20 protein-coding genes and 2 riboswitches are annotated in these 21,828 nt (G+C 68.3%); of the genes, 6 read left to right on the top strand and 14 right to left on the bottom strand.

Annotation, left to right across the window (positions count from 1 at the left end):
• Position 1 precedes the first annotated feature (1 nt).
• A complete protein-coding gene (locus AB4Y91_RS16635) occupies positions 2-1,387 on the bottom strand; it encodes a glycine--tRNA ligase (protein ID WP_441419523.1) in 1,386 nt (461 codons plus the stop codon).
• Positions 1,388-1,509: 122 nt separating this feature from the next.
• Positions 1,510-2,511, bottom strand: coding sequence for a DMT family transporter (locus tag AB4Y91_RS16630; RefSeq protein WP_441419522.1), 1,002 nt, complete (start codon positions 2,509-2,511; stop codon positions 1,510-1,512).
• A 33-nt stretch (positions 2,512-2,544) separates the two neighbouring features.
• On the opposite strand from AB4Y91_RS16630, the gene AB4Y91_RS16625 reads away from it, so the two are divergent.
• Positions 2,545-2,781: an RNA-binding S4 domain-containing protein gene (locus AB4Y91_RS16625; RefSeq protein WP_441419521.1), complete on the top strand. Its 237-nt coding sequence runs from the start codon at positions 2,545-2,547 to the stop codon at positions 2,779-2,781.
• A gap of 14 nt (positions 2,782-2,795) precedes the next feature.
• Here the strand turns inward: AB4Y91_RS16625 and AB4Y91_RS16620 are convergent, their stop codons facing one another.
• Positions 2,796-3,458 (bottom strand): alpha/beta hydrolase, encoded by a 663-nt coding sequence (locus tag AB4Y91_RS16620; RefSeq protein WP_441419520.1) that lies wholly within the window; start codon positions 3,456-3,458, stop codon positions 2,796-2,798.
• A 70-nt stretch (positions 3,459-3,528) separates the two neighbouring features.
• Between AB4Y91_RS16620 and AB4Y91_RS16615 the strand changes: the two genes are divergently transcribed.
• Positions 3,529-4,404, top strand: a complete 876-nt coding sequence (locus tag AB4Y91_RS16615) for an SGNH/GDSL hydrolase family protein (protein ID WP_441419519.1) — start codon at positions 3,529-3,531, stop codon at positions 4,402-4,404.
• Between the two features lie 91 nt (positions 4,405-4,495).
• Positions 4,496-4,987: a hypothetical protein gene (locus tag AB4Y91_RS16610; RefSeq protein WP_441419518.1), complete on the top strand. Its 492-nt coding sequence runs from the start codon at positions 4,496-4,498 to the stop codon at positions 4,985-4,987.
• Between the two features lie 102 nt (positions 4,988-5,089).
• Here AB4Y91_RS16610 and AB4Y91_RS16605 read toward each other — a convergent pair whose 3' ends face one another.
• Both AB4Y91_RS16605 and mmsB read right to left on the bottom strand, forming a co-directional pair.
• Positions 5,090-6,574 carry a CoA-acylating methylmalonate-semialdehyde dehydrogenase gene (locus tag AB4Y91_RS16605; protein ID WP_441419517.1) on the bottom strand — a complete coding sequence of 495 codons (1,485 nt, stop codon included), beginning with the start codon at positions 6,572-6,574 and terminating at the stop codon, positions 5,090-5,092.
• A 32-nt stretch (positions 6,575-6,606) separates the two neighbouring features.
• Positions 6,607-7,509: a 3-hydroxyisobutyrate dehydrogenase gene (mmsB, locus tag AB4Y91_RS16600; RefSeq protein ID WP_175323116.1), complete on the bottom strand. Its 903-nt coding sequence runs from the start codon at positions 7,507-7,509 to the stop codon at positions 6,607-6,609.
• Positions 7,510-7,656: 147 nt separating this feature from the next.
• Here mmsB and AB4Y91_RS16595 point away from each other — a divergent pair, with 147 nt between their 5' ends.
• Positions 7,657-8,556, top strand: a complete 900-nt coding sequence (locus AB4Y91_RS16595) for a LysR family transcriptional regulator (protein WP_441419531.1) — start codon at positions 7,657-7,659, stop codon at positions 8,554-8,556.
• Between the two features lie 111 nt (positions 8,557-8,667).
• Here AB4Y91_RS16595 and AB4Y91_RS16590 read toward each other — a convergent pair whose 3' ends face one another.
• From AB4Y91_RS16590 to AB4Y91_RS16580, 3 genes are all read right to left on the bottom strand, one after another.
• Positions 8,668-10,050 (bottom strand): MFS transporter, encoded by a 1,383-nt coding sequence (locus tag AB4Y91_RS16590; protein ID WP_441419516.1) that lies wholly within the window; start codon positions 10,048-10,050, stop codon positions 8,668-8,670.
• Between the two features lie 171 nt (positions 10,051-10,221).
• Positions 10,222-11,388, bottom strand: coding sequence for a homoserine O-acetyltransferase MetX (gene metX / locus AB4Y91_RS16585; RefSeq protein ID WP_441419515.1), 1,167 nt, complete (start codon positions 11,386-11,388; stop codon positions 10,222-10,224).
• A gap of 11 nt (positions 11,389-11,399) precedes the next feature.
• Positions 11,400-11,515: riboswitch (SAM riboswitch) on the bottom strand.
• A gap of 184 nt (positions 11,516-11,699) precedes the next feature.
• Positions 11,700-13,016 (bottom strand): bifunctional o-acetylhomoserine/o-acetylserine sulfhydrylase, encoded by a 1,317-nt coding sequence (locus AB4Y91_RS16580; RefSeq protein ID WP_175323105.1) that lies wholly within the window; start codon positions 13,014-13,016, stop codon positions 11,700-11,702.
• Positions 13,017-13,078: 62 nt separating this feature from the next.
• Positions 13,079-13,194: riboswitch (SAM riboswitch) on the bottom strand.
• Positions 13,195-13,406: 212 nt separating this feature from the next.
• Between AB4Y91_RS16580 and AB4Y91_RS16575 the strand changes: the two genes are divergently transcribed.
• Positions 13,407-14,045: a VOC family protein gene (locus AB4Y91_RS16575; RefSeq protein ID WP_441419514.1), complete on the top strand. Its 639-nt coding sequence runs from the start codon at positions 13,407-13,409 to the stop codon at positions 14,043-14,045.
• A gap of 127 nt (positions 14,046-14,172) precedes the next feature.
• On the opposite strand, the gene AB4Y91_RS16570 is transcribed toward AB4Y91_RS16575, so the two are convergent.
• On the bottom strand, positions 14,173-14,949 hold the full coding sequence (locus AB4Y91_RS16570; protein ID WP_441419513.1) for a CPBP family intramembrane glutamic endopeptidase: 777 nt from the start codon (positions 14,947-14,949) through the stop codon (positions 14,173-14,175).
• Positions 14,950-15,029: 80 nt separating this feature from the next.
• On the opposite strand from AB4Y91_RS16570, the gene AB4Y91_RS16565 reads away from it, so the two are divergent.
• On the top strand, positions 15,030-15,686 hold the full coding sequence (locus AB4Y91_RS16565) for a histidine phosphatase family protein (protein ID WP_441419530.1): 657 nt from the start codon (positions 15,030-15,032) through the stop codon (positions 15,684-15,686).
• Here the strand turns inward: AB4Y91_RS16565 and AB4Y91_RS16560 are convergent.
• Genes AB4Y91_RS16560 through tdh form a run of 5 tightly spaced genes read right to left on the bottom strand, consistent with a single transcriptional unit; the run spans position 15,683 to position 21,810 of the window.
• A complete protein-coding gene (locus AB4Y91_RS16560) occupies positions 15,683-17,089 on the bottom strand; it encodes a phenylacetate--CoA ligase family protein (protein ID WP_441419512.1) in 1,407 nt (468 codons plus the stop codon). The genes AB4Y91_RS16565 and AB4Y91_RS16560 overlap by 4 nt on opposite strands.
• A gap of 32 nt (positions 17,090-17,121) precedes the next feature.
• The gene (gene hutI / locus AB4Y91_RS16555; RefSeq protein ID WP_441419511.1) at positions 17,122-18,333 is read right to left on the bottom strand and encodes an imidazolonepropionase; all 1,212 of its coding nucleotides are present in this window, start codon (positions 18,331-18,333) and stop codon (positions 17,122-17,124) included.
• Positions 18,334-18,344: 11 nt separating this feature from the next.
• Positions 18,345-19,460: an NAD(P)/FAD-dependent oxidoreductase gene (locus AB4Y91_RS16550; protein ID WP_441419510.1), complete on the bottom strand. Its 1,116-nt coding sequence runs from the start codon at positions 19,458-19,460 to the stop codon at positions 18,345-18,347.
• A gap of 41 nt (positions 19,461-19,501) precedes the next feature.
• The gene (locus tag AB4Y91_RS16545) at positions 19,502-20,707 is read right to left on the bottom strand and encodes a glycine C-acetyltransferase (protein WP_441419509.1); all 1,206 of its coding nucleotides are present in this window, start codon (positions 20,705-20,707) and stop codon (positions 19,502-19,504) included.
• 56 nt (positions 20,708-20,763) lie between these two features.
• Positions 20,764-21,810: an L-threonine 3-dehydrogenase gene (gene tdh / locus AB4Y91_RS16540; RefSeq protein ID WP_441419508.1), complete on the bottom strand. Its 1,047-nt coding sequence runs from the start codon at positions 21,808-21,810 to the stop codon at positions 20,764-20,766.
• Positions 21,811-21,828: the final 18 nt, after the last annotated feature.

Genomic DNA, 21,828 nt, shown 5'->3' with positions numbered 1-21,828 from the left:
CTCAGGCGCCGATCAGCCGTGCGGCCAGGTAGCCCTCCACCTTGTCCAGGGAGACTCGTTCCTGGCTCATGGTGTCGCGTTCACGGATGGTGACGGCCTGGTCCTCGAGCGTGTCGAAGTCCACCGTGATGCAGAACGGCGTGCCGATCTCATCCTGCCGGCGGTAGCGGCGGCCGATCGCGCCGGCGTCGTCGAACTCGATGTTCCAGTTCTTGCGCAGCTGCGCGGCGAGGTCCTTGGCCTTCGGGGACAGGTCCTCGTTGCGGCTCAGCGGGAGCACCGCCGCCTTCACCGGGGCCAGTCGCGGATCGAGCTTGAGCACGGTCCGGACGTCGACGCCGCCCTTGGCGTTGGGTGCCTCGTCCTCGGTGTACGCGTCGATCATGAACGCCATGAAGGAGCGCGTGAGGCCCGCGGCGGGTTCGATCACGTACGGGGTGTAGCGCTCGTTCGTGGCCTGGTTGAAGTAGCTCAGGTCCTGGCCGGAGGCCTTCGAGTGCGTGGAGAGATCGAAGTCGGTGCGGTTGGCGATGCCCTCGAGCTCGCCCCATTCGGAGCCGTGGAAGCCGAAGCGGTATTCGATGTCCGTGGTGCCCTTGGAGTAGTGGCTGAGCTTCTCCAGCGGGTGCTCGAAGAAGCGCAGGTTCTCCTCGCGGATGCCCAGGCCGGTGTACCAGTCCATGCGCTCCTTCATCCAGTACTGGTGCCACTGCTCGTCGGTGCCGGGCTCGACGAAGAATTCCATCTCCATCTGCTCGAACTCGCGGGTGCGGAAGATGAAGTTGCCCGGCGTGATCTCGTTACGGAAGGACTTGCCGATCTGGCCGATGCCGAACGGCGGCTTCTTGCGCGAGGTGGTGAGCACGTTGTTGAAGTTCACGAAGATGCCCTGCGCGGTCTCGGGGCGCAGGTAGTGCAGGCCCTCTTCGCTGGCCACCGGGCCGAGGTAGGTCTTGAGCAGGCCGGAGAATTCCTGGGGCTCGGTCCATTCGCCGCGGGTGCCGCAGTTGGCGCAGGCGATGTCCTTGAGGCCGTTCTCGGCGGGGCGGCCCTTCTTTTCCTCGTACTCTTCCTCGAGGTGGTCCGCGCGGTAGCGCTTGTGGCAGGAGAGGCACTCCACCAGCGGGTCGGAAAAGACCTCGACGTGGCCGGAGGCTTCCCAGACCTGACGGGGCAGGATCACCGAGGAGTCCAGGCCGACGACGTCCTCGCGGCCGCGGACCACGGACTGCCACCACTGGCGCTTGATGTTTTCCTTCAGCTCGGCACCGAGGGGACCGTAATCCCAGGCAGAACGGGAGCCACCGTAGATTTCACCGGCCTGGAAGACGAAACCCCGTCGCTTGGCGAGGGAAATGATCTGGTCGAGTACGGATTTTGCTGCCATGGGAACTCCAATTTCTACAGGGCCGCTGGGTGCGGTCCGTGCTGTCAGCCCCGGGTCACCGGCTGGTTGCCGGGCGGGGTGTTGCGAACGGTGTGATGCAAACTCCTAGCCTACCCGCGCTGCTACCTCTTGAGGGCTCCGCGGGACCAGGGCAGGCTGGCCAGGATAATGGCGGCCAGCGTCAGCAGCGTGCCGAGCACGGTGGGCAGCGCGATGACGGTGCCGGGCGCGGGCAGGACCAGGTCGAGGCCGAGCGAGCCCAGCAGCTGCCCCGCGATCATGCCCAGCCCGGTGACCAGGACGCCCAGGCCGCGGACCAGGAAGGCGGCGACGCCAATGAAAATGCAGCCCATCGGCCCGCCGAGGTAGTACCACCATTCGCCGGGGAGGGCGTTGCCGGGCCCGGCGACCGCCAGTTTGATCAGCCAGGCAAGCCACAGCACGATGCTGCCGGCGATGAAGTTCACCAGGGTGGCGGTGATGGGCGTGCGGTAGTGCACGGTGGCCGTGCCGTTCATGGCCTGCTGGAAACTCATCAGGAACCCGGCCAGCACCGGCAGCAGCACCGGAACCAGCAGCTGCAGCGGGCCGGCCTCCGTCCCCGAGGGAGCGCCTGCGCCGCCCGCCGCGCTGCCGTCGAAGCGCGGCGAGACGGCCCAGGCGACGGCGGCGACGGTCAGTATGCTGCCGAGCACGCGGATGCCGGTGACGGGTTTCTTGCCCGCCGGGCCGATCCCTATCCGGTCCACCAGCAGGCCGCTCAGGGTCTGCCCGGTGACGGCGGCGACCGTAAACAGGGCGACGCCGAGCAGCCCGACCGTGAAGGACTGGGCGAAGACGAAAAACGCGCCGATGCCGCCGGCGAGCGCGTAGTAGCGCGGGAAACGGCGTTCCCGCAGCGCCGGCAGGACGTTGGCCAATCCGGCGCGTCCCTTCGGCAGGGCCAGGGAGACGACGATCATCAGCGCCAGGCCGACACTGAAACTGACCACCGCGGCGGCGAGTCCGTCGGCCAGGACGGTGCCCAGGGCGCCGTTGATCCGGCCCTGGACGGGGACGAAGAGGCCGGCCGAAACGGCGAGGAGCAGTCCGACGGGCAGTGGAAGCCGCGGTGCGTGGGTCATTGGTGCCACCTTTGGTCAGGCATTATTGCTTGTATGAGCAACCCGGAAATTGAAGACATTCCCATCCGCGACGACATGATCCGGCTGGGCCAGCTGCTGAAGCTGGCCAACCTGGTCGAGGACGGGGTGGAGGCTGCCGAGCTGATCAAGAACGGCCTGGTCAAGGTCAACGGCGAGATCGACGACCGCCGCGGACGCCAGCTCCACCACGGCGACACCGTCACCGTGAACGGGCAGACCGTCCGGATCGTCACACCTAACGGAGTTTAACCCGCTGTCGGGGACTACTTGTTGAGGACCTCGTGGGTGAGGAACTCGCCGACGTGGCCGATCTCCTGCTGGTTGATGCCGTGCCACATGCCGGTGTAGAGCACCTTGGTGAGCTTCACGTGCTTGCGCACCCAGCCCATGGTGAACTCAATCTTGTCCGGGGTGATCACGGGGTCCTGCTGGTCGCGGCCCCAGAACATCGGCACAGTTCCGTCCAGTTCCGCGTCGCGGAAGCTGGGGTCCCCGGCGGCGTCGACGGCAAAGCCGGAGAGCCCGACGACGGCGGCATAGCCGTCCGGGCGCTGCCGCAGCAGGGTCGTGGCCATGGCCATGCCCATCGAGAACCCGAGCAGGGTCACCGAAGGGTGGCTGTCCCTCACCGAGTCGATCCAGTCCTGCGCGTAGGCGGCGGCGTGCTTGACGGCGTCGAGCGAATAGTCGATGGACGCCGTGAGCGGGAACCAGGTGAAGCCGGGACCGGAGACCAGCGGGGCGCGGAGCGAGGCCACCACGAATTCCTCCGGCAGCAGGTCCGCCAGGCTGAGCAGGTCCTGCTCGTTGGCGCCGTAGCCGTGCAACAGCACCAGCAGGGGCCTGCCGGCGCGGTCCTCCTCGGGCCGGGACCACAGAACAACGGGGGCAGGAAACGCAGCGGGATAGGCAGCGGCTTCAGTCATGGCTCCATTCTTACAGTTACCTATGAGTAACAAGCTACGCTGGCGCCGCTTTGTGGGAAGGGGGCAGGATATGAAGGTGAGTGAAACAGAAGCAACGGAGAACTTCCCGGACCGGACCGTCAACCACCCTTGGACCCGCTACGTGGCGATGGGCGACTCCTTCACCGAAGGGATCGGAGATCCCGAACCGGCGAGCCCGGGCGGGCACCGCGGCTGGGCGGACCGGGTGGCCGAGGAATTGAGCCGCGGCCACGAGGATTTTGCCTATGCCAACCTCGCCGTGCGGGGCCGGCTCCTGCAGCAGATCGTGGACCAGCAACTGGCCCATTGCCTGTCGCTGAAGCCGGACCTGGTGACCCTGTCCGCGGGCGGAAACGACCTGATCCGGCCCGGCGGGGACCCGGATGTCCTCGCCGAACGGCTTGACTCCGTGGTGCAGATCCTGAGCCTGGGCGGTGCCACCGTGGTCCTGTTCAACGGCCCGGACACGGGCTCGTCGGTGCTGGGCCGGATCCGCAGCAAGGTGGCGATCTACAACGAGAACCTGCGCACCGTGGCGGCCCGGCACGACGCCGTCATTGCCGACATGTGGTCGCTGCGTCAGCTCAACGACCCGCAGATGTGGGACGCGGACCGGCTGCACTTCTCGCCGCTGGGCCACCACACGATCGCGGCCATGGTGCTGGATTCGCTGAACGTCCAGCACACGCTGGAGCCGCTTTCCCCGAAGCCGCTGCCGCAACGCAGCTGGCGAGAGGCCCGCACCGGGGACCTGATCTGGGCCCGCGAGCACTTCGTCCCGTGGGTGGTCCGCCGGCTCCGGCACCGCTCCTCCGGCGACGGCATCACGGCCAAGCGCCCGCTGGCCGGACCGGTGTTCGGCCCCGGGGTCCCGCTCGGCTCGGGCGAGGGGCCGCCCGGCGCCGAGGATGCCCTGCGGTCCTGAACTCCGGGTGCCCGGGGTGCCGGGCGGCCCGGCACCCCGGGCACGGGGTGCGCGTTAAGCTGGAAAGACACCTTTTGAGAGGCGCGGTACCGTGAGTATTTTCTTTTGGATCATCATCTTGACCTTCGTGGTCCCGGCGGCCATTCGTATGTACCGCAAATCGGTCCGCGGACGCGGCCAGGACCAGGGCGTGCCCGGCGGCTTCCCGGGCCAGTTCCCTGGCCAATATCCGGGGCAGCAGAGCAACCAGCCGCGGGACGGCTTCACCCAGCGCGACTACTACGGCGGATTCGGCCAGCTGGGTGCGCCGCAGCCCCCGGCCAACCAGCCGCCGGCGAACCAGCAGTACCCGGTCCCCTACGAGGACAGCCCGGAGTACCTGAACAACCCGCCGCAGCCCGCGTCGCCGCAGCAGTGGCAGCCCCAGGCGCCGGCGCCTGGCGCCCCGGAGGTGCCGCCGGTGCCGTCGGGGCCGCAGGGCTACCGCGCGCGCAAGCTCGCCGAGCTGGACCAGAAGTACAGCAACGGCGAGCTCGCCATGGAGGACTACATGGCCCAGCGCGCGGAGATCATGAAAGGCTGACCGCCGGAACCTACAAGCAACGCGGGGTCACTTACGGCCCATAATCCACTCGTGGATAGGCCGTAAGTGACCCCGCGTTGCTGTTGTCCGGGAGGGCTGCGCCTAGTCGACCTGCGGGAAACCGAGGTCGATCACCGAGGTGGACGGATCCGGCCAGCGCGTCGTGACGACCTTGCCGCGGGTGTAGAAGCGGATGCTCTCCGGGCCGTACATGTGGGTGTCGCCGAAGAGCGAGTTCTTCCAGCCGCCGAAGGAGAAGGTCCCTACCGGCACCGGGATCGGCACGTTGACGCCCACCATGCCGGCCTCGACGTCGAACTCAAACTGCCGGGCGGCGCCGCCGTCGCGGGTGAAGATCGCCACGCCGTTGCCGAATTCATTGTCATTGACGAGTTTGACGGCGTCGGCGTAGCTCTCGACGCGCACCACCGAGAGGACGGGGCCGAAGATCTCGTCGTCGTAGACCTTCATGCCGGGCTTGACGTGGTCGATCAGGCTCACGCCGATGAAGAAGCCGTTCGAGTCGAATTCCTGCTCCCGGCCGTCGACCACCACGGCGGCGCCCTCGTCTGCGGCGCCGGCCACGTAGGAGGCCACCTTGTCGCGGTGCTCGGCGGTGATCAGCGGACCCATCTGGGAGGCCGGATCCGTGCCGGGGCCAATCTTGAGCGTTGCCATCCGGGTCTTGATCGCGTCCACGAGTTCGTCCGCGATGTTCCCGACGGCGACCAGGACGCTGACGGCCATGCAGCGCTCCCCCGCGGAGCCATAGGCTGCGGAGACGGCGGCGTCGGCGGCCATGTCCAGGTCCGCATCCGGAAGCACCACCATGTGGTTCTTGGCCCCGCCGAGGGCCTGGACGCGCTTGCCGTGGTCCGCGGCGCGCTTGTAGATGGACTGGGCGATCGGCGTCGAACCCACAAAACTGACAGCCTTGACGTCCGGGTGCTCGAGCAGCACGTCGACGGCTTCCTTGTCACCGTGCACGACGTTCAGGACGCCCGCGGGCAGGCCGGCCTCGGCGAAGACCTGGGCGATGAAGAGGGCGGAGGACGGGTCCTTTTCGCTCGGCTTGAGCAGCACGGTGTTGCCGCAGGCCAGGGCGCTGCCGATCATCCAGAGCGGCACCATGGCCGGGAAGTTGAACGGCGTAATGCAGGCGACGACGCCGACCGGCTGCCGGACGGAGTGGACGTCGACGCCGCCGGACACCTGCTCGGAGCGTTCGCCCTTGAGCGCGTGGGACAGGCCGGTGGCGAACTCGATGTTCTCCAGGCCGCGGGTGATCTCGCCCTCCGCGTCGGAGAGGACCTTGCCGTGTTCGCTGGTCAGCAGGGCGGCCAGTTCGGGGCGGCGCTGCATAAGCAGCTCGCGGACCTTGAAGAAGATGGTGGTGCGCTTGGCCAGGCTCGTGGTCCGCCAGCCGGGCAGGGCGGCACGGGCGGCGGCGATGGCTTCCTCGACCCGCGCGGCGGAGGCGAGCGCCACTTCCTTTTCCTGTTCGCCGGTGGCGGGGTTGAAGACGGGGCCGTAGCGCTCGGCGTCGGACACCAGGGCGCCGTTGATGAAGTGCGGAATGCGTTCCATGGGGAGGATCTCTTTCTAAAAGGTTTGGGGGGCTACTTGGCGGACTCGAACGAGCCGTCGACCAGTTTGACGATGGCGGAGCAGTCCGTGCCGGACTGGCCGCCGTCGATGAGCCGCTGGAAGAGCTGCTGGACGTGCTCGCCGATCTCCAGCGGCGTGCCGGTGTCGCGGGCGGCGCTGATGGCCAGGCCGATGTCCTTGTTGGCGAGCTCGGCAGTGAACGTCGGCGCGAAGTCGTTGTTCGAGGCGGCGGTGGGCACGACGCCGGCCACCGGGTACCAGGTGCGCAGCGCCCAGCTGTCGCCGGAGGAAACGGAGGCGATGTCCCAGAAGACCTGCTTGTCCAGGCCCAGGCGGTCCGCAAGCACCGCACCTTCTGCCGTGGAGGCGAGGTTGATGAAGAGCATCAGGTTGTTGCAGATTTTGGCGGCCTGGCCGGTGGTGGCGCCGCCGGTGGGGATGATGTTGGCGGCCATCGGGCGGATGTATTCGGTGGCGTCGGCGACGGCGCCGGCTTCGCCGCCGATCATGAAGGTCAGCGTGGCGGCCTTGGCGCCGCTCATCCCGCCGGAAACGGGCGCGTCGACGAAGCGGAAGCCTGCCTCCGCGGCGGCGTCGTGCAGGGCCTGGGCCGAGGCGATGTCAATCGTGGAGGAGTCCACCAGCAGGGTCCTGGTGTCGGCGTGGGCCAGGACGCCGTCCTCGCCCAGGTAGACGGCCCGGGCGTGCTCGCCCTTGGGGAGCATCGTGAAGACGACGTCGGCGCCTTCCACGGCCTCGGCGATGCTGCCGGCAGGCTTGACTCCCCCGGCCTCGGCAGCCGCGAGGGCCTCCGGGTTGAGGTCGAATCCGCGGACCTCGTTTCCGGCCTTGGCCAGGTTCACCGACATGAACCCGCCCATGTTTCCCAGTCCGATCCAGGCGACAACTGCCATGGCATAAGCTCCTTTGCTTTGCATTGTGTCCGGCGCATTTGCCGGTTGTTCCGTGTCCACCATCACACCCTGCTACAGTGCAATCAAGGGGAAAAAGTGAAGATGCCATGTGCATCAATGCACATCGACGAAAGGCCAATGGTGGACTTGAAGCGGCTCCCCAGCCCGGACGACCTGCTGATCCTGCTGACCGTGGCCCGGCTGGGCCGGTTCAACGCCGTCGCGGAGACCCTGGGCACCACGCACACCACCATCTCGCGCCGGATCCTCGCCCTGGACAAACAGCTCGGCGGCCGGACACTCGAGCGCAGCCCGCACGGCTGGGAACTCACCGAACTTGGATCACTGGCCGTGGCAGCGGCGGAAGCCATTGAGGGAACACTCGGAGCACTGTCCGGCCGGATCGCCCGGACAGAGGACGTGCTCTCCGGCCTGGTCCGGATCAGCACCCCGGACGGATTCGGCGCGGAATTCGTCGCCCCGGCCCTGGTCCGTTTGCAGCAGGAACATCCGTTGCTGAACGTGGAGATGCTCAGCGCCACCCGCAAGGTCAGCCAGAACCGCTCCGGGGTGGACCTGGAAGTGGTGGTCGGCAACCTGGAGGTCAGCAACGCGCAGACCATCTTCCTGTCCAACTACTTCCTGCGGCTGTACGCCAGCCCGGAGTACGCCCGCGAGCACGGGCTCCCGGTGACGCTCGACGACGTCCGGCAGCACGGATTCGTCTCCTACGTCGAGTCGGCCCTGCAGGTCGCCGAGCTCGGCCACCGCTCCACCCAGCTGCCGATGCCGCGCTCCAGCTTCCAGGCCACCAGCATCTTCGCCCAGCTGGAGGCCGTCCGCCGCGCCGCCGGGATCGGGCTGCTGCCGAATTTCCTCGTCGTCGGCAAACCGGGGCTCGTACCGGTCCTGCCGGACGACTTCCAGCGGCAGCTGCCGATCTGGGCAGTTGCGAGATCGGAATCGCTGCGTTCGGCGCCGGTGCAGGCCGTCGTGGCGGCCGTCCGGGCCGAGATCGCCGAACGCCAGGATGTGCTTGCCGGCTGAGCCCGGCGCGCTGCGGAGGCCGCCACAAGATCCCCGGATGACAGCAGCCCCCGTCCCCGCAGCGCGGGAACGGGGGCTGCCTGTTCGTTGGGTTGTGCAGCTGCGTGCTGGTTACCGCTTACCGGCGGCCAGCAGATCGGCGGTGCCCTGGGCGTCGGCGGCGTCGACGTCGTGCAGGGAGATGCCGCGGGTTTCCTTGAGGAAGAACACCGCGACGGCCGTGACGGCGCAGGCGATGAGCAGGTAGATGGCCACCGGGACGGAGGACTTGTACTGGCTCAGCAGCGCGACGGCGATGATCGGGGCGAGCGAACCGGCCACGATCGAGGTCACCTGGTAGCCGAGCGAGACGCCGGAGTAGCGCATCCGGGTCGGGAACATCTCGGCCATGATGGCCGGCTGGCCGGCGTACATCAGGGCGTGGAACAGCAGTCCGATGATGACAGCGGCAAGGATCATGAAATCGTTGCCAGTGTCCATCATCGGGAAGGCGAAGAAGCCCCAGGTGGCGCCCAGGACGGCACCGGCCATGTAGACGGGCTTGCGGCCGAAGCGGTCCGAGAGACGGCCGACCACCGGCACCGCGGAGAAGTGGATGAAGTGCGCCACGAGCAGGAGCAGCAGGATCCGGGCAGTGTCGGCGTGGACAACGGTCTTGAGGTAGGTGATCGAGAAGGTGACCACCAGGTAGTAGAGGATGTTCTCCGCGAAGCGCAGGCCCATGGCGGTGAAGACGCCGCGGGGGTAGCGGCGGAAGACCTCGGCGACGCCGTAGCCCTTGTTCTCCGTGACAACTTCCTTTTGCGCCTCGAGGAAGATCGGGGCGTCGCTGACCTTGGTGCGGATGTAGTAGCCGACGACGACGATCACGGCGGAGAGCCAGAACGCGACGCGCCAGCCCCAGCCAAGGAAGTCCGCGGAAGACAGCACGGAGGACAGGATGAACAGCACGGCAGTGGCGAGCAGGTTGCCCAGCGGGACGGCGGACTGCGGCCAGCTGGCCCAGAAGCCGCGGGACTTGCTGGGGCTGTGCTCGGCGACGAGGAGGACGGCGCCGCCCCATTCACCGCCGACGGCGAAGCCCTGGGCGAAGCGCAGGAAGACCAGCAGGGCCGGGGCCCAGTAGCCGATCTGCGCGAAGCCCGGGAGGCAGCCCATCAGGAAGGTCGATACGCCGACCAGGATGATGCTCAGCTGCAGCAGCTTCTTGCGGCCGAACTTGTCGCCGAAGTGGCCAAAGACGATGCCGCCGATCGGGCGGGCCACGAAGCCAACCGCATAGGTCAGGAACGCGGCGAGGATGCCGTCCAGTTCCGTTCCGGAATTGGGGAAAAACATCTTGCCAAAAACCAGGGTGGCGGCGGAGGCGTAGAGGAAGAACTCGTACCACTCCACTACCGTGCCGGCCATGGAGGCCGTTACTACCTTCTTCAGGCCGGACGTCTTGACGTCGGGCTCCTCTGCGCGCCTTGCGGCGGCGTTTTCCGTGCTCATGCGAACTCCTTCGGTGTCGTCGTCGACACCCTGTGGACCATTAGGTTGACTACGTGTGTGTGAGTTGGAACACACGGCGTCATTCTCCACGAGTATGGACTTCGATCGAGGCAAGCTCAACGACTAATCGCGCAGAGTGCGTCTGCAAAAATGCACACACGGCGGTGCCGGCTAGGCGAAGAAGTTGCCCCGGAGCTGCTCGCTGAGCTGGCCGATTTCGGTCAGGAAGCCGTCGTGGCCGATCGGGGCCTCGATGACGTGCACGGGGACCTCCCCCGGCAGGGCGTCGGCGAGCTCTCGGGATTGGGCGGGAAAGTACAGCCGGTCCGAGTCCACGGCCGCCACGAAGAACTCCGCGGTGGCCAGGGAGACGGCCTGCTCCAGGCTTCCCCGGCCGCGGCTCACGTCGTGGCTCATGAGCGCCTCGGTGATGGCGATGTAGCTGTTGGCGTCGAAGCGTCGCACCAGCTTGTTGCCCTGGTGGTCCAGGTAGCTCTCCACCTGGTAGCGCCCACGGCCGGCCAGCGACCCGGCCTCCAGCGGGGCCTCGGCCGCCTGGGCGTTGCGTCCGAAGCGCCCGTCCAGCTCGGCTGCGGAACGGTAGGTGATGTGCGCGATCCGGCGCGCGAGGGCCAGTCCGGCGTGCGGTTCCGGGCCGCCGTAGTAGTCGCCGCCGTTGAAGTTGGGGTCCTGGCGGATTGCCAGGGTCTGGGCCTGGGCGAAGGCGATCTGTTCGGCGGTGCTGCTGGCGCCGACCGAAATCACGGCGCAGCGCTGCACCCGCGCCGGGTAGGTCACCGCCCACTCCAGCGCGCGCGCTCCCCCGAGCGAGCCGCCGAGCACGGCATACCAGCTGCTGATCCCCAGCGCGTCGGCGAGCCGGGCTTCCGCCGCGGTGCTGTCCCGGAGGGTGACCAGCGGGAAGCGCGAGCCCCAGGGCCGGCCGTCCGGGGCCGGCGTGGAGGGCCCGGTGGAGCCGTAGCAGCCGCCGAGGATGTTGATGGAGACCACGAAGTACTTGTCCGTGTCCACCGGGGCGCCGGGGCCTGCCAGTTCCTCCCACCAGCCCGGTTCCTCGCCGGCGCCGCGGGTCACGTGGGTGTCGCCGGTCAGGGCGTGCTCGATCAGCACCGCATTGGAGGCATCGGCGTTCAGCGTCCCCCAGGTCTCGTAGGCGAGGGTGACCTCGGGCAGGGTGGCACCGGATTCAAGGGCCAGGGAACCGATCGGGAGGTACTGCACCGTCCCGTCGGGAACAGCACCGTCGGGAACAGCGCCGTCGGGAACAGTGGAGGGTTTGCTTTCGGGTACACCCGTGCGGGTGACGGCAATCGTCATGTGAGGACCTAACTTCGCGCTTGCCCGCCGTCAGCTGACCGGCAGGCCAGGTCTTCACCCGGGGCACCCCGCCGCAAATGGAGGGTTGCCGGCCAGCAAGCCGGGGCTGTCACTGGCACTCATGACCTGCGTCGATTCTACGAAACACGGCCGCGCAAGCGCGAAGATTGTGACGGCTGTGTGACAGCCGGACCCGTCAACACCGCAGTTTCCCCACCTTTGACAGACGCGCCCGGCGGGTCGCCCCGAAGTGTCGGCGATTCCCGGGGCCATCCCCGCAAAGGTGGGGAAATTCGGCGTGCTGCGTGACCTCAGGCGTTCTTGGCCGCCCGGAAGCCGGCATCGAGGTCCGCGATGATGTCGTCGATGTGCTCGAGGCCCACCGAGAGCCGGACCAGGCCGGGATTGACGCCGGCGACCGCCTGCTGCTCCGGCGAGAGCTGGCTGTGCGTGGTCGACGCCGGGTGGATGACCAGCGAGCGCACGTCACCGATGTTCGCCACATGGGAGTGCAGCTCGAGGGCGTCGACGAAGCGTTTGCCGGCCTCCGCTCCCCCTGCGAGGTTGAACGCGACGACGGCGCCGGTCCCCTTCGGGCCGTACTTCCGGCCGCGCTCGTACCAGGGGCTGGACGGCAGCCCGGCGTAGGCGACGGATTCGACGTCGTCCCTGGCTTCCAGCCATTCGGCCACCCGCAGGGCGTTGGCGACGTGCCGTTCCACCCGCAGGCTCAGCGTCTCGATCCCCTGGGCGATGAGGAAGGCGTTGAACGGCGAGACGGCCGAACCGAGGTCGCGCAGCAGCTGGACCCGGGCCTTGAGGATGAAGGACAGGTTCGCTCCCAGCGCCCCGTCCGCCCCGAGGTCGCGGGCATAGACCAGGCCGTTGTACGTGGGATCCGGGGTGTTGAAGCCGGGGAAGCGCTCCGGGTCCTTGCCGAAGTCAAAGTTGCCGGAGTCGACGATCACGCCGGCAATCGCGGCACCGTGTCCGCCGAGATACTTGGTGGCCGAATGCACCACGATGTCGGCGCCCCACTCGATCGGGCGGATCAGGTAGGGGGTGGAGAGGGTGTTGTCCACGATCAGCGGCACCCCGGCCCGGTGGGCGACGTCCGCGACGCCTTCGATGTCCAGCACGTCCTGGCGGGGGTTGGAGACCACCTCGCCGAAGAACAGCTTGGTGTTCGGCTGCACGGCATCGCGCCACTGCTCAAGGTTGTCCGGGTCCTCCACGAACGTCACGGAGATACCGAACTTCTTCAGCGTGTGGGCCAGCAGGTTGTAGGTCCCGCCATAGAGGCTGGGGCTGGCGACGACGTGGTCTCCTGCCTCGGCGATGTTGAGGATCGCGAAGGTTTCGGCGGCCTGGCCGGAACTGAGCAGGAGCGCCCCAAGGCCGCCCTCCAGGCTCGCGACCCGCTGTTCCACCGCGTCCTGGGTGGGGTTGCCGATCCGGGTGTAGATGGGGGCGAGCTCGGCGAGCGCGAACCGGTTGGCGGCGCTCTCTGCACTGGGGAAGACGAACGACGTCGTCTGGTAGATCGGCAGCGACCGCGCGCCGGTGGCGGAGTCCGGCTCCTGGCCGGCGTGGATCTGGCGGGTTTCAAAGGACCAGGCGTTGGACATCGGAGAGCTCCCTAATGACTGGGCACAGGCCGCCCCTGGCCTCTGGGGCCGGAACGGCTCTGGCGCCGCGCTTGCCTGCCGGCGGACGCCGGCGGGCCAGGTCTTCACCCGGGGCACCCCACCGCGCAAGGAGGGTTGCCGGCCAGCAAGCCGGGGCTCGATGCTGGCGCTCATGACCTGGCTTCAGTCTACGAACGCGCCATTACGCCTGGATAGCTTTGTGACGAAAATGAAGAACGGCCCCACCACCGCCCGGCGCACGCCCGGGAGCCGGAAAGTGCCGTGGTTCTGGCCGGGCAAATCCGCGCGGTGAGCTCCGGAAAATGACATCCCATCACGGTAAGGGCAGCCTAAGCTGAGAGCTCCATCACAAAGTGCCAAGATGAGGGCATGCGCATGGATCACGTCTCTTACGCCTGTGAACAAGATGGCCTGGCTGCCACCACCGAACGTATTGCGACCGCCCTCGGGGTCGAAGCCGTCAAGGGCGGAATACACCCCCGGTTCGGGACCCGCAACATGATTATCCCGCTTGCCGGGCACAAGTACCTCGAGGTCGTGGAGGTCCTGGACCACCCGGCCTCCGACAAGGCGCCGTTCGGGCAGGCAGTCCGCGCCCGCTCGGCCGCCGGCGGTGGCTGGATGGGCTGGTGCGTCGAGGTTGACGACCTGGCACCGTTTGAGGAGCGGCTGGGCCGCTCCGCCGTCAACGGCAACCGCAAGTTCCCCGACGGCCGCGAACTGGTCTGGAAGCAGATCGGCATCCTGGGCCTGATCGCGGATCCGCAGGTCCCCTACATGTTGAAGTGGGAAGGCGACCCCGCCCTGCACCCGTCCAACGCCTATGAGAGCAATGTGAAGATGTCTGCCCTCACGATCGCGGGCTCGGCCGAGCGGGTCACCGAGTGGCTGGGTGAACCGGTCGAGAAGCCGCTGGAGGACGTGGACGTGAACTGGCTGGCCCCGCACGGGACGCCGGGAATCCTGTCCGTCACCTTCGAAACCGATTCCGGAGCCGTCACGATCTGACGCTTCCTGCCCGAAAAACTTCGGCCGCCAGCAGCGGGTGCCAATGATGCCACCCACCGCTGGCGGCCGAAACACTTTAACCCGTCGCCGGCGGCGGGCCACTGGGGGCAACGCGGGTTATGCCTGCTCAGCCCAGGCCGATCGCCTTGCCGAAGAGGCTGAATCCGACGAAGGCCACGATGTCCAGCAGCGCATGCGCAATCACCAGCGGCATCACCCGGCGCGTCTTCGTGTAGATCAGCGCGAAGATGACGCCCATGACGGCGTTTCCGATGAACGGCCCGAAGCCCTGGTAGAGGTGGTAGCTGCCGCGCAGCATCGAACTGGCGAAGATCGCCAGCGGCATGCCCCAGCCGAACTTGCCGAGCCGGTCCAGCAGGTAGCCCACCACGATCACCTCCTCCACGATCCCGTGCCGGATCGCGGAGAGGATGAGGACCGGCACCGTCCACCAGTAGGAGTCCAGTGCGCTGGGGATGATCGCCGTCGTGATCCCCAGCGCCCGCCCGGCCGCGTAGAGCCCGAGCGACGGTATGCCGATCAGGGCAGCGAGGCCGAGGCCCTGGAGCAGGTCCTTGCCGGGCCGGGCGAAGTTGAAGCCCAGCTTCCGGAACGCCGAGCTGCCCGTGCCGGCGGCCATGCCGGCGGGCCGGAGTTCGGTCAGGAAATAGATCACCAGCACCACCGGGACCAGGGCGAAGATGATGTCCAGCAACTGGTACGTGAGGTCGAAATACTCCCGGCTGCTTTGCGAGCGGTTCAGCGTCGAGGTGCCCTGCGCCAGCGGCGCCCTGGTCATCTTGTCCAGCAGCTGCACTACCGAGTACACCGCCGACTGTCCGAGGGACAGGCCCAGGACAATCCAGACTTCTAGCCGCAGCCGACGGCGGGAGGGAACCAACATGGTTCTATCTTGCCTGCCGTTGCCGGGAGTTGACTGCAAGTGCCTATGCTTGGGCTGTGAGTGCGCCCGGGAAAATCATCATGATCCGGCATGGCCAGTCCGCCGCCAACGCCGACACCTCGATCTACAACCGGGTGCCCGATTACCGGATCCCGCTGACCCCGCTCGGCGTCGAGCAGGCCACGGCCGCGGGCGAGCAGCTGCGGCGGGAGCTGGACGGGCAAAGGGTGTGCGTCTACGTCTCCCCCTACCTGCGGGCCTACCAGACCCTCGAGGCGCTCCAGCTGGGCTCCCTGATCGAACGCGTGATCGAAGAGCCGCGGCTGCGCGAACAGGACTGGGCGAATTTCCAGATCGCCGGGGACATCGAGGACCAGAAGGAGCTCCGCAACGCCTACGGCCACTTCTTCTACCGGTTCCGGGAAGGCGAATCGGGCTCCGACGTCTACGACCGGATCTCCTCGTTCATGGAGACCCTCTACCGGCACTGGTCCAAGCCGAACTATGCGCCGAACGCCTTGTTCGTGACGCACGGGCTGACCATGCGGCTGTTCTGCATGCGCTGGTTCCACTGGTCGGTGGAGTACTTCGAGTCGCTGAACAACCCGGACAATGCCGAAATCCGGACCCTGCTGCGCACCCGGCAGGGCAAGTACGAGCTGGACAAGCCGTTCAGCCAGTGGGAGGACCGCCGGGTGGACGAGACCGTGCTGGACGCCCCGCCTATGTTCTTCTAAGGGATGTTCTTCCAGACGCTGTCCGGGGCGGGCCTCAGGGCGATGACCTGGTGGAACTTCCCGCTCGCGCCGGTCTGATCCGGTGCTTCCTCCGCCCGGACCAGTTCCACGTTCGCCAGGCCCTGGGCGGCCAGGAACCCGGACAGCTTCGCCGCCACGTCCTGCCACACCGCGTCCGCCGCGGCGCCCGGCTCCAGCTGGAGCCGCACCCGCAGCGCCGCCGGACCGGACTGGACCAGCTGGCAGCGGTGGACGCCCGGCGCGTCGTCGATGGGGGCTGTGATGGCGAGGGGCAGGACACTCACCGTGCCGCCGCGGCCGTTGTCCAGGTGCAGGACGTCATCGTGCCGGCCGGCCACCCGGATGGCGGGCAGCGGGTTGCCGCACTCACAAGGGCCGGGCTTGGCGACGACGGAGTCACCGAGGTCGTAGCGGATCAGCGGCTGGACCCGGTTGGCGAGATTGGTCAGCAGCACCGTGTGGGACGGCTCCCCCGCGGGCGTGGGACCGTAGTCCTCCTCGACCGGTTCCAGGATCACCCAGTCACTGTTGACGTGCAGCCAGCCGCGGGGGCAGTCCAGGGCAATCGGGGTGAACTCGGAGGCAGCGTAGACATTGTGCACCGCGCCGCCCAGCGCCGCGGCCAGGCGCTCCCGGTCCCCGACGGATTCGCCGCTGGACTCCACAATCACGGGCCGGATGTGCAGCCGGCCCGCGTCCTGTTCCTCGGCCAGCAGTTCGAGGGCGCTGGGGTAGGCCACCAGCAGGGCCGGGTCGAAAGCGTTAAGCGCCTGCACCAGCGTCTCCAGCGGTTGCTGCACGGAGAACATGCGGTAGGCCCGTCGGCGGCCCCGGCTGCGGCGCCGTTCGGACTCGAGCCAGACGGCCCCGGCGAAGTGGCCGCCGGTGCCCAGCACCGCGGCGGCACGGATTCCCCGCCGCAGCATCGCGAGCAGCCGGCGGGCGTCGAGGGCGGTCCCGACGATCCGAACGCCCTGGGCCCGGTAGCAGGCGACGGCGGCCTGGTCGTGCACGAATAATCCGGGGTGGCCCGTGGTTCCGGAGCTGGTGCAGGCGAAATAGCGGCCGCGGTAGCGAGTGCCGACCAGGGACGGGTCGGCGACGAAGCCCTCGAGGTCCGCCCGGGTGATGGCCGGATCGGTCACCCAGTCGTCGAAGCGTGCCATCAGCTGCGACTTCGTGACCGGCGGCAGGTCCCGGAGCGGGATGTCCTCGGCCGGGAGGCCGCGGTAGAGTTCCCGGTAGAACGGGGAGCTCGTGCGGGCATGGGCCACGAGGGCGGCCAGCCGGGCGTCCCGGCGCCGGGCCAGGGCCGGCACTCCGCCGCGCTTGGCCCGCACCAGGTCGATCATGGTGGCGAGTTCCCTGGCGAAGCCGGTCATGGCGTTCCTCCTTGGCCTCCGGTGCGCGCCGGTCAGCGGGCGCGGACCCCGGCGCGCCAGACGGCGTGGGTGAGCGGCATGCCTGGCCGGTATGCCAGATGGGTGGCGGACGGGGCGTTGAGCAGGTGCAGATCCGCCCGGTTGCCCACGGCGATGGAGCCGACCGCCCGCTCGCCGTCGACGTCGTTCCCGGACTCCCGGCCCAGCGCCAGCGCACCGCCGTACGTCGCCGCCCGGACGGCTTCGTGCACGCTGAGCCGCATCTGCAGCACGGCGGTGGTGACGCAGAACGCCATCGAGCTCGTATAGGAGGTGCCGGGGTTGCAGTTGGAGGCGAGCGCTAGCTGGACGCCGGCGTCAAGCAGTTCCCGGGCCGGAGCCAGCGGCTGCCGGGTGGACAGGTCGCAGGCCGGCAGGCAGGTCGCGACGGTGCCGCGCTCGCCCGCGCCGGCCGCTGCCTCCCAGCCGGACCAGCTGTCGGCGAGGGCGTGGACGTCCTCGCGGGAGAGGTAGTTGACGTGGTCCACGCTCGCGGCGCCGAACTCCACTGCCAGCCGCACCCCGGGACCCTCGCCCAGCTGGTTGCCGTGCACGCGCAGGCCCAGTCCGGCGTCCCGGCAGGCCTGGAGCACCCGGCGGGACTGGTCCTCGTTAAACGCGCCGCGTTCGCAAAACACGTCGGCCCAGCGGACGTAGGGCCGGACCGCGGCGAGCATTGGTCCGCAGACCAGCTCCGTGTACTCCTCCGCGTCGAGGCCTTCGGGTACCAGGTGCGCGCCGAGGTAGGTGACCTCGTCCGCGACGGTGGAGGCGATCCTCGCGCTGCGGGCCTCGTTCTCCACGTCCAGGCCGTAGCCGGTCTTGGTCTCCAGGTAGGTGGTCCCCTGGGCGACGGCTTCCGCCACCCGGCCCAGCGCGAGCCGGGTGAGGTCGAAGTCGCCCGTGGCCCGGGTGGCTCCGGTGGTGACGGCGATGCCTCCGGCGCTGTAGCTCTCCCCCGCCATCCGTGCCTCGAATTCCGCGGTCCGGTCGCCGGCGAAGATCAGGTGCGTGTGTGAATCCACCCAGCCCGGCAGGAGCGCGCGGCCGGCGGCGTCGACGGCGTCGTCCGCCGCCGGGGCGTCCGCGGCGGCACCCAGCCAGGCGATGCGTTCGCCCTCGATCACGATGGCCGCATCCTTCAGGACCCGGTGGTCCGCGTCCTGGGTCATCAGTTCGGCGATGTTGGTGATGAGGGTGCTCATGGGTCCATTCTTCAGCCCCGGATAGACATCCGGGTCGCTGCCAGTGCCGCGGCTGTCCGGGATGCCGGACTGTCGGCCGGGAGCGGCTGTGCCGAACCCTGGCCGGCGAGGATCAGCTCCGCGGCCAGCTCCGCGATGCCGGAGGAGGTCTGGAAGCCGTAGCCGCCCTGCCCGGCGAGCCAGAAGAAGCCGGTGGCCTCGGCGTCGAATCCCACCACGGGGATACCGTCGGAGGCCTCGGTCCGCAGCCCGGTCCACGCCCGGCTGACGCTACCGATCCCCATCGTGGTCACCGTGTTGAGCCGCTCGATCAGCGCCTCGATGTCGCCCGGATACGGCTGGGCGTCCTCGGGGCCGCTGGGCACAGTTTCCGACGGCGAGATCAGCACCTGCCGCCGTCCGTCCGGGCGGAAGTAGAAACTGCCGGCCGACGCCACCATCGGGCAGCCCTGCGGGAGGGGGTGCTCGACGTCGACAATCGCCGCGGTGCGGCGGTAGGGCTGGAGTCCGAGCTTCTCGACGCCGCTGAGCACCGCGAATTCGTCCGCCCAGGCGCCGGCGGCGTTGACCACGACCGCGGCTTCGAAACCTTCCTGCCCGGCGCCGAGCTCCCAGCCGGAACCGAGGCGCTGCGCCGAGTGGACCCGTGCGCCGGTGATGATGTCCACGCCGCCCTCGACGGCCCGCTCGCGGTGGTCCTCCAGCAGCAGGGACGCGTTGCAGGCAAACGAACCGGAGTCCAGGCCGGCGGCCGCGAAGGAGTCCGGTTTGAGCGCGGGGCAGATTTCCAGGGCCTCGGCGTGGCTGATCCGGTGCATAAAGCCGCTTGCCTGCTGCCGGACGGCGTCCTCGTCACCGATCAGCATGAAGCGGCGCGGTGAGAGCACGGGTTCGGGCCGGGTACCCTCCTTGGTGCCGATGAGCTCCAGCGTGCGCATGGTGAGCTCCTGGACCACGGGCGGCCCGTAGCTGGGGATCAGCTGCCGGGCCGAGCGCGCGGAGGTGTGGTAGCCCAGCGATTGCTCGGCTTCGACCAGGGCCACGCTGCATTTGCCGGCGAGGGCGGAGGCCAGGGACAGGCCGGCAATGCCGCCGCCCACGATCACGACATCGTATTTAGCTGACATGCCTCCATCCTTGCACCCGGCGGGAGGTCGCGTCAGTACTTTCAGGCCACCGTCTCGCGGCTGCGGACGAACGCCTGGACGCAGCTCTCGACGTCGTCCGCGCTGTGCGCGGCGGAGAGCTGGACCCTGATGCGGGCGGCGCCCTTCGGCACGACCGGGTAGCTGAAGGCGGTGACGAAGACGCCGTTGGCGAGCATTGCGTCCGCGACCTTCGCCGCCATCACTGCGTCGCCGAACATGACCGGGACGATCGCGTGTTCGCCGTCGAGCAGCTCGAAGCCTTCCTCGCCCATCCGGCGGCGGAAGAGTTCCGCGTTGGCGAAGAGCTTGCTGCGCAGTTCGCCGGAGTTCTCCACCAGGTCCAAGGCCTTCAGCGTGGCGGCGACGATGGCCGGTGCCAGCGAGTTGGAGAACAGGTAGGGGCGTGCCTTCTGGCGGAGCATGGCGATGACTTCGCGCCGGCCCGAGACGTAGCCGCCGGAGGCTCCGCCAAGGGCCTTGCCGAAGGTGCCGGTGTAGATGTCCACCCGGTCCGAGACCCCGGCGTGCTCCGGGGTGCCGGCGCCGGTGGCGCCCATGAAGCCGACGGCGTGCGAGTCGTCCACCATGACCATGGCGTCATACTTTTCGGCGAGGTCGCAGATCGCCTCGAGCGGGGCGAGGAAGCCGTCCATCGAGAAGACGCCGTCGGTGACGATGATCTTGCGGCGGGCCGGGTTCTCCTGAGTGGTGGCCTCGATCAGCCGGGACTCGAGGTCCGCCATGTCCTGGTTGGCGTAGCGGAAGCGCTGGGCCTTGCACAGCCGGATCCCGTCGATGATCGAGGCGTGGTTCAGCGCGTCGGAGATGACGGCGTCTTCCGGGCCGAAGAGCGACTCGAAGACGCCGCCGTTGGCGTCGAAGCAGCTCGAGAACAGGATGGTGTCCTCGGTGCCGAGGAACTTCGACACCCGCTCCTCGAGGGCCAGGTGCAGGTCCTGGGTGCCGCAGATGAAGCGCACGCTGGCCATGCCGAAGCCGCGTTCGTCCATGGCCTCCTTGGCGGCTGCGATGATCTCGGGGTGGTCCGCGAGGCCGAGGTAGTTGTTGGCGCAGAAGTTCAGCACCTCCGAGCTGCCCTGGCCGAGCTGGCCCGCCTTGATGTGGCTGGCCTGCGGCGAATCGATGTGCCGTTCGGTCTTGAACAGGCCGGCACCGCGGATCTCGTCGAGTTCGTGCTGCAGCTGGTCCTTGATGGCTGAATACATGGGGTGCGCTCCTGTGCAGGGGTGAATTTTTGTACGGTACCGGAAACGGGCGGGGGCTAGAAGCCGGTCCAGTCGAGGACGACTTTGCCGCCGACGCCGGCGCGGGCGATCTCGAAGCCCTTCTCCCAGTCCGATGCGGGCAGCGTATCGGTGACCACGGCGGAAATGTTCGCGTGCAGCACCGGGTTGGAGGACAGCATGGCGCTCATGGCATACCAGGTCTCGAACATCTCGCGGCCGTAGATGCCTTTCATGGTCAGCATGTGCGTGACCACTTTGCCCCAATCGATGTCGATGGACTGGCTGGGCAGCCCCAGCATCGCGATCCGGCCGCCGTGGTTCATGTTGTCGATCATCTCAGGCAGCGCCGTGGGGTGCCCGGACATTTCCATGCCGATGTCGAAGCCTTCCCGCATGCCCAGTTCGCGCTGGCCGTCCTTGACCCGCATCCGGGAGACGTCGATCGCGAGGTCGACGCCGAGCCGGCGGGCCAGTTCCAGGCGCGGGGCGGAGACGTCGGTGATGGCGATCTTGCGTGCCCCGGCGTGGCGGGCGACGGCGATCGCCATCAGGCCGATGGGTCCGGCGCCGGTGATGAGCACGTCCTCGCCCACCAGCGGGAAGCTGAGCGCGGTGTGCACGGCGTTGCCGAACGGGTCGAAGATGGCGCCGAGCTCCGGGGTCACGGACGGATCGTGGTGGACCCAGACGTTGGTTTCCGGGATGACGACGTACTCTGCGAACGCTCCGTCGCGCTGGACGCCGACGCTGACGGTGTTGATGCACATCTGCTTGCGGCCGGCGCGGCAGTTGCGGCAGATGCCGCAGACGATGTGGCCCTCGCCGGAAACCCGGTCGCCGACCTTGACGTCCATGACGTCCTCGCCGATCTCCACGACTTCACCGTAGAACTCGTGGCCGGCGATCAGCGGCGCGTTGATGATGCCCTGCGCCCAGGCGTCCCACGACTGGATGTGCAGGTCGGTGCCGCAGATTCCGGTGGTCATGACGCGGATCTTGACGTCCCCGGCCCCGGTCTCCGGCTCCGGGCGGTCGACCAGTTCGAATCCCGCGTGGGCGCCGGACTTGTAGAGAGCCTTCATGGGCCTGCCTAACTGTGC

Source organism: Arthrobacter sp. YAF16, from assembly GCF_052113385.1.
Classification (GTDB): Bacteria; Actinomycetota; Actinomycetes; order Actinomycetales; family Micrococcaceae; genus Arthrobacter.
Note: the sequence above shows the minus strand (reverse complement) of the source record. Positions and strands in the feature narration are given on the sequence as shown.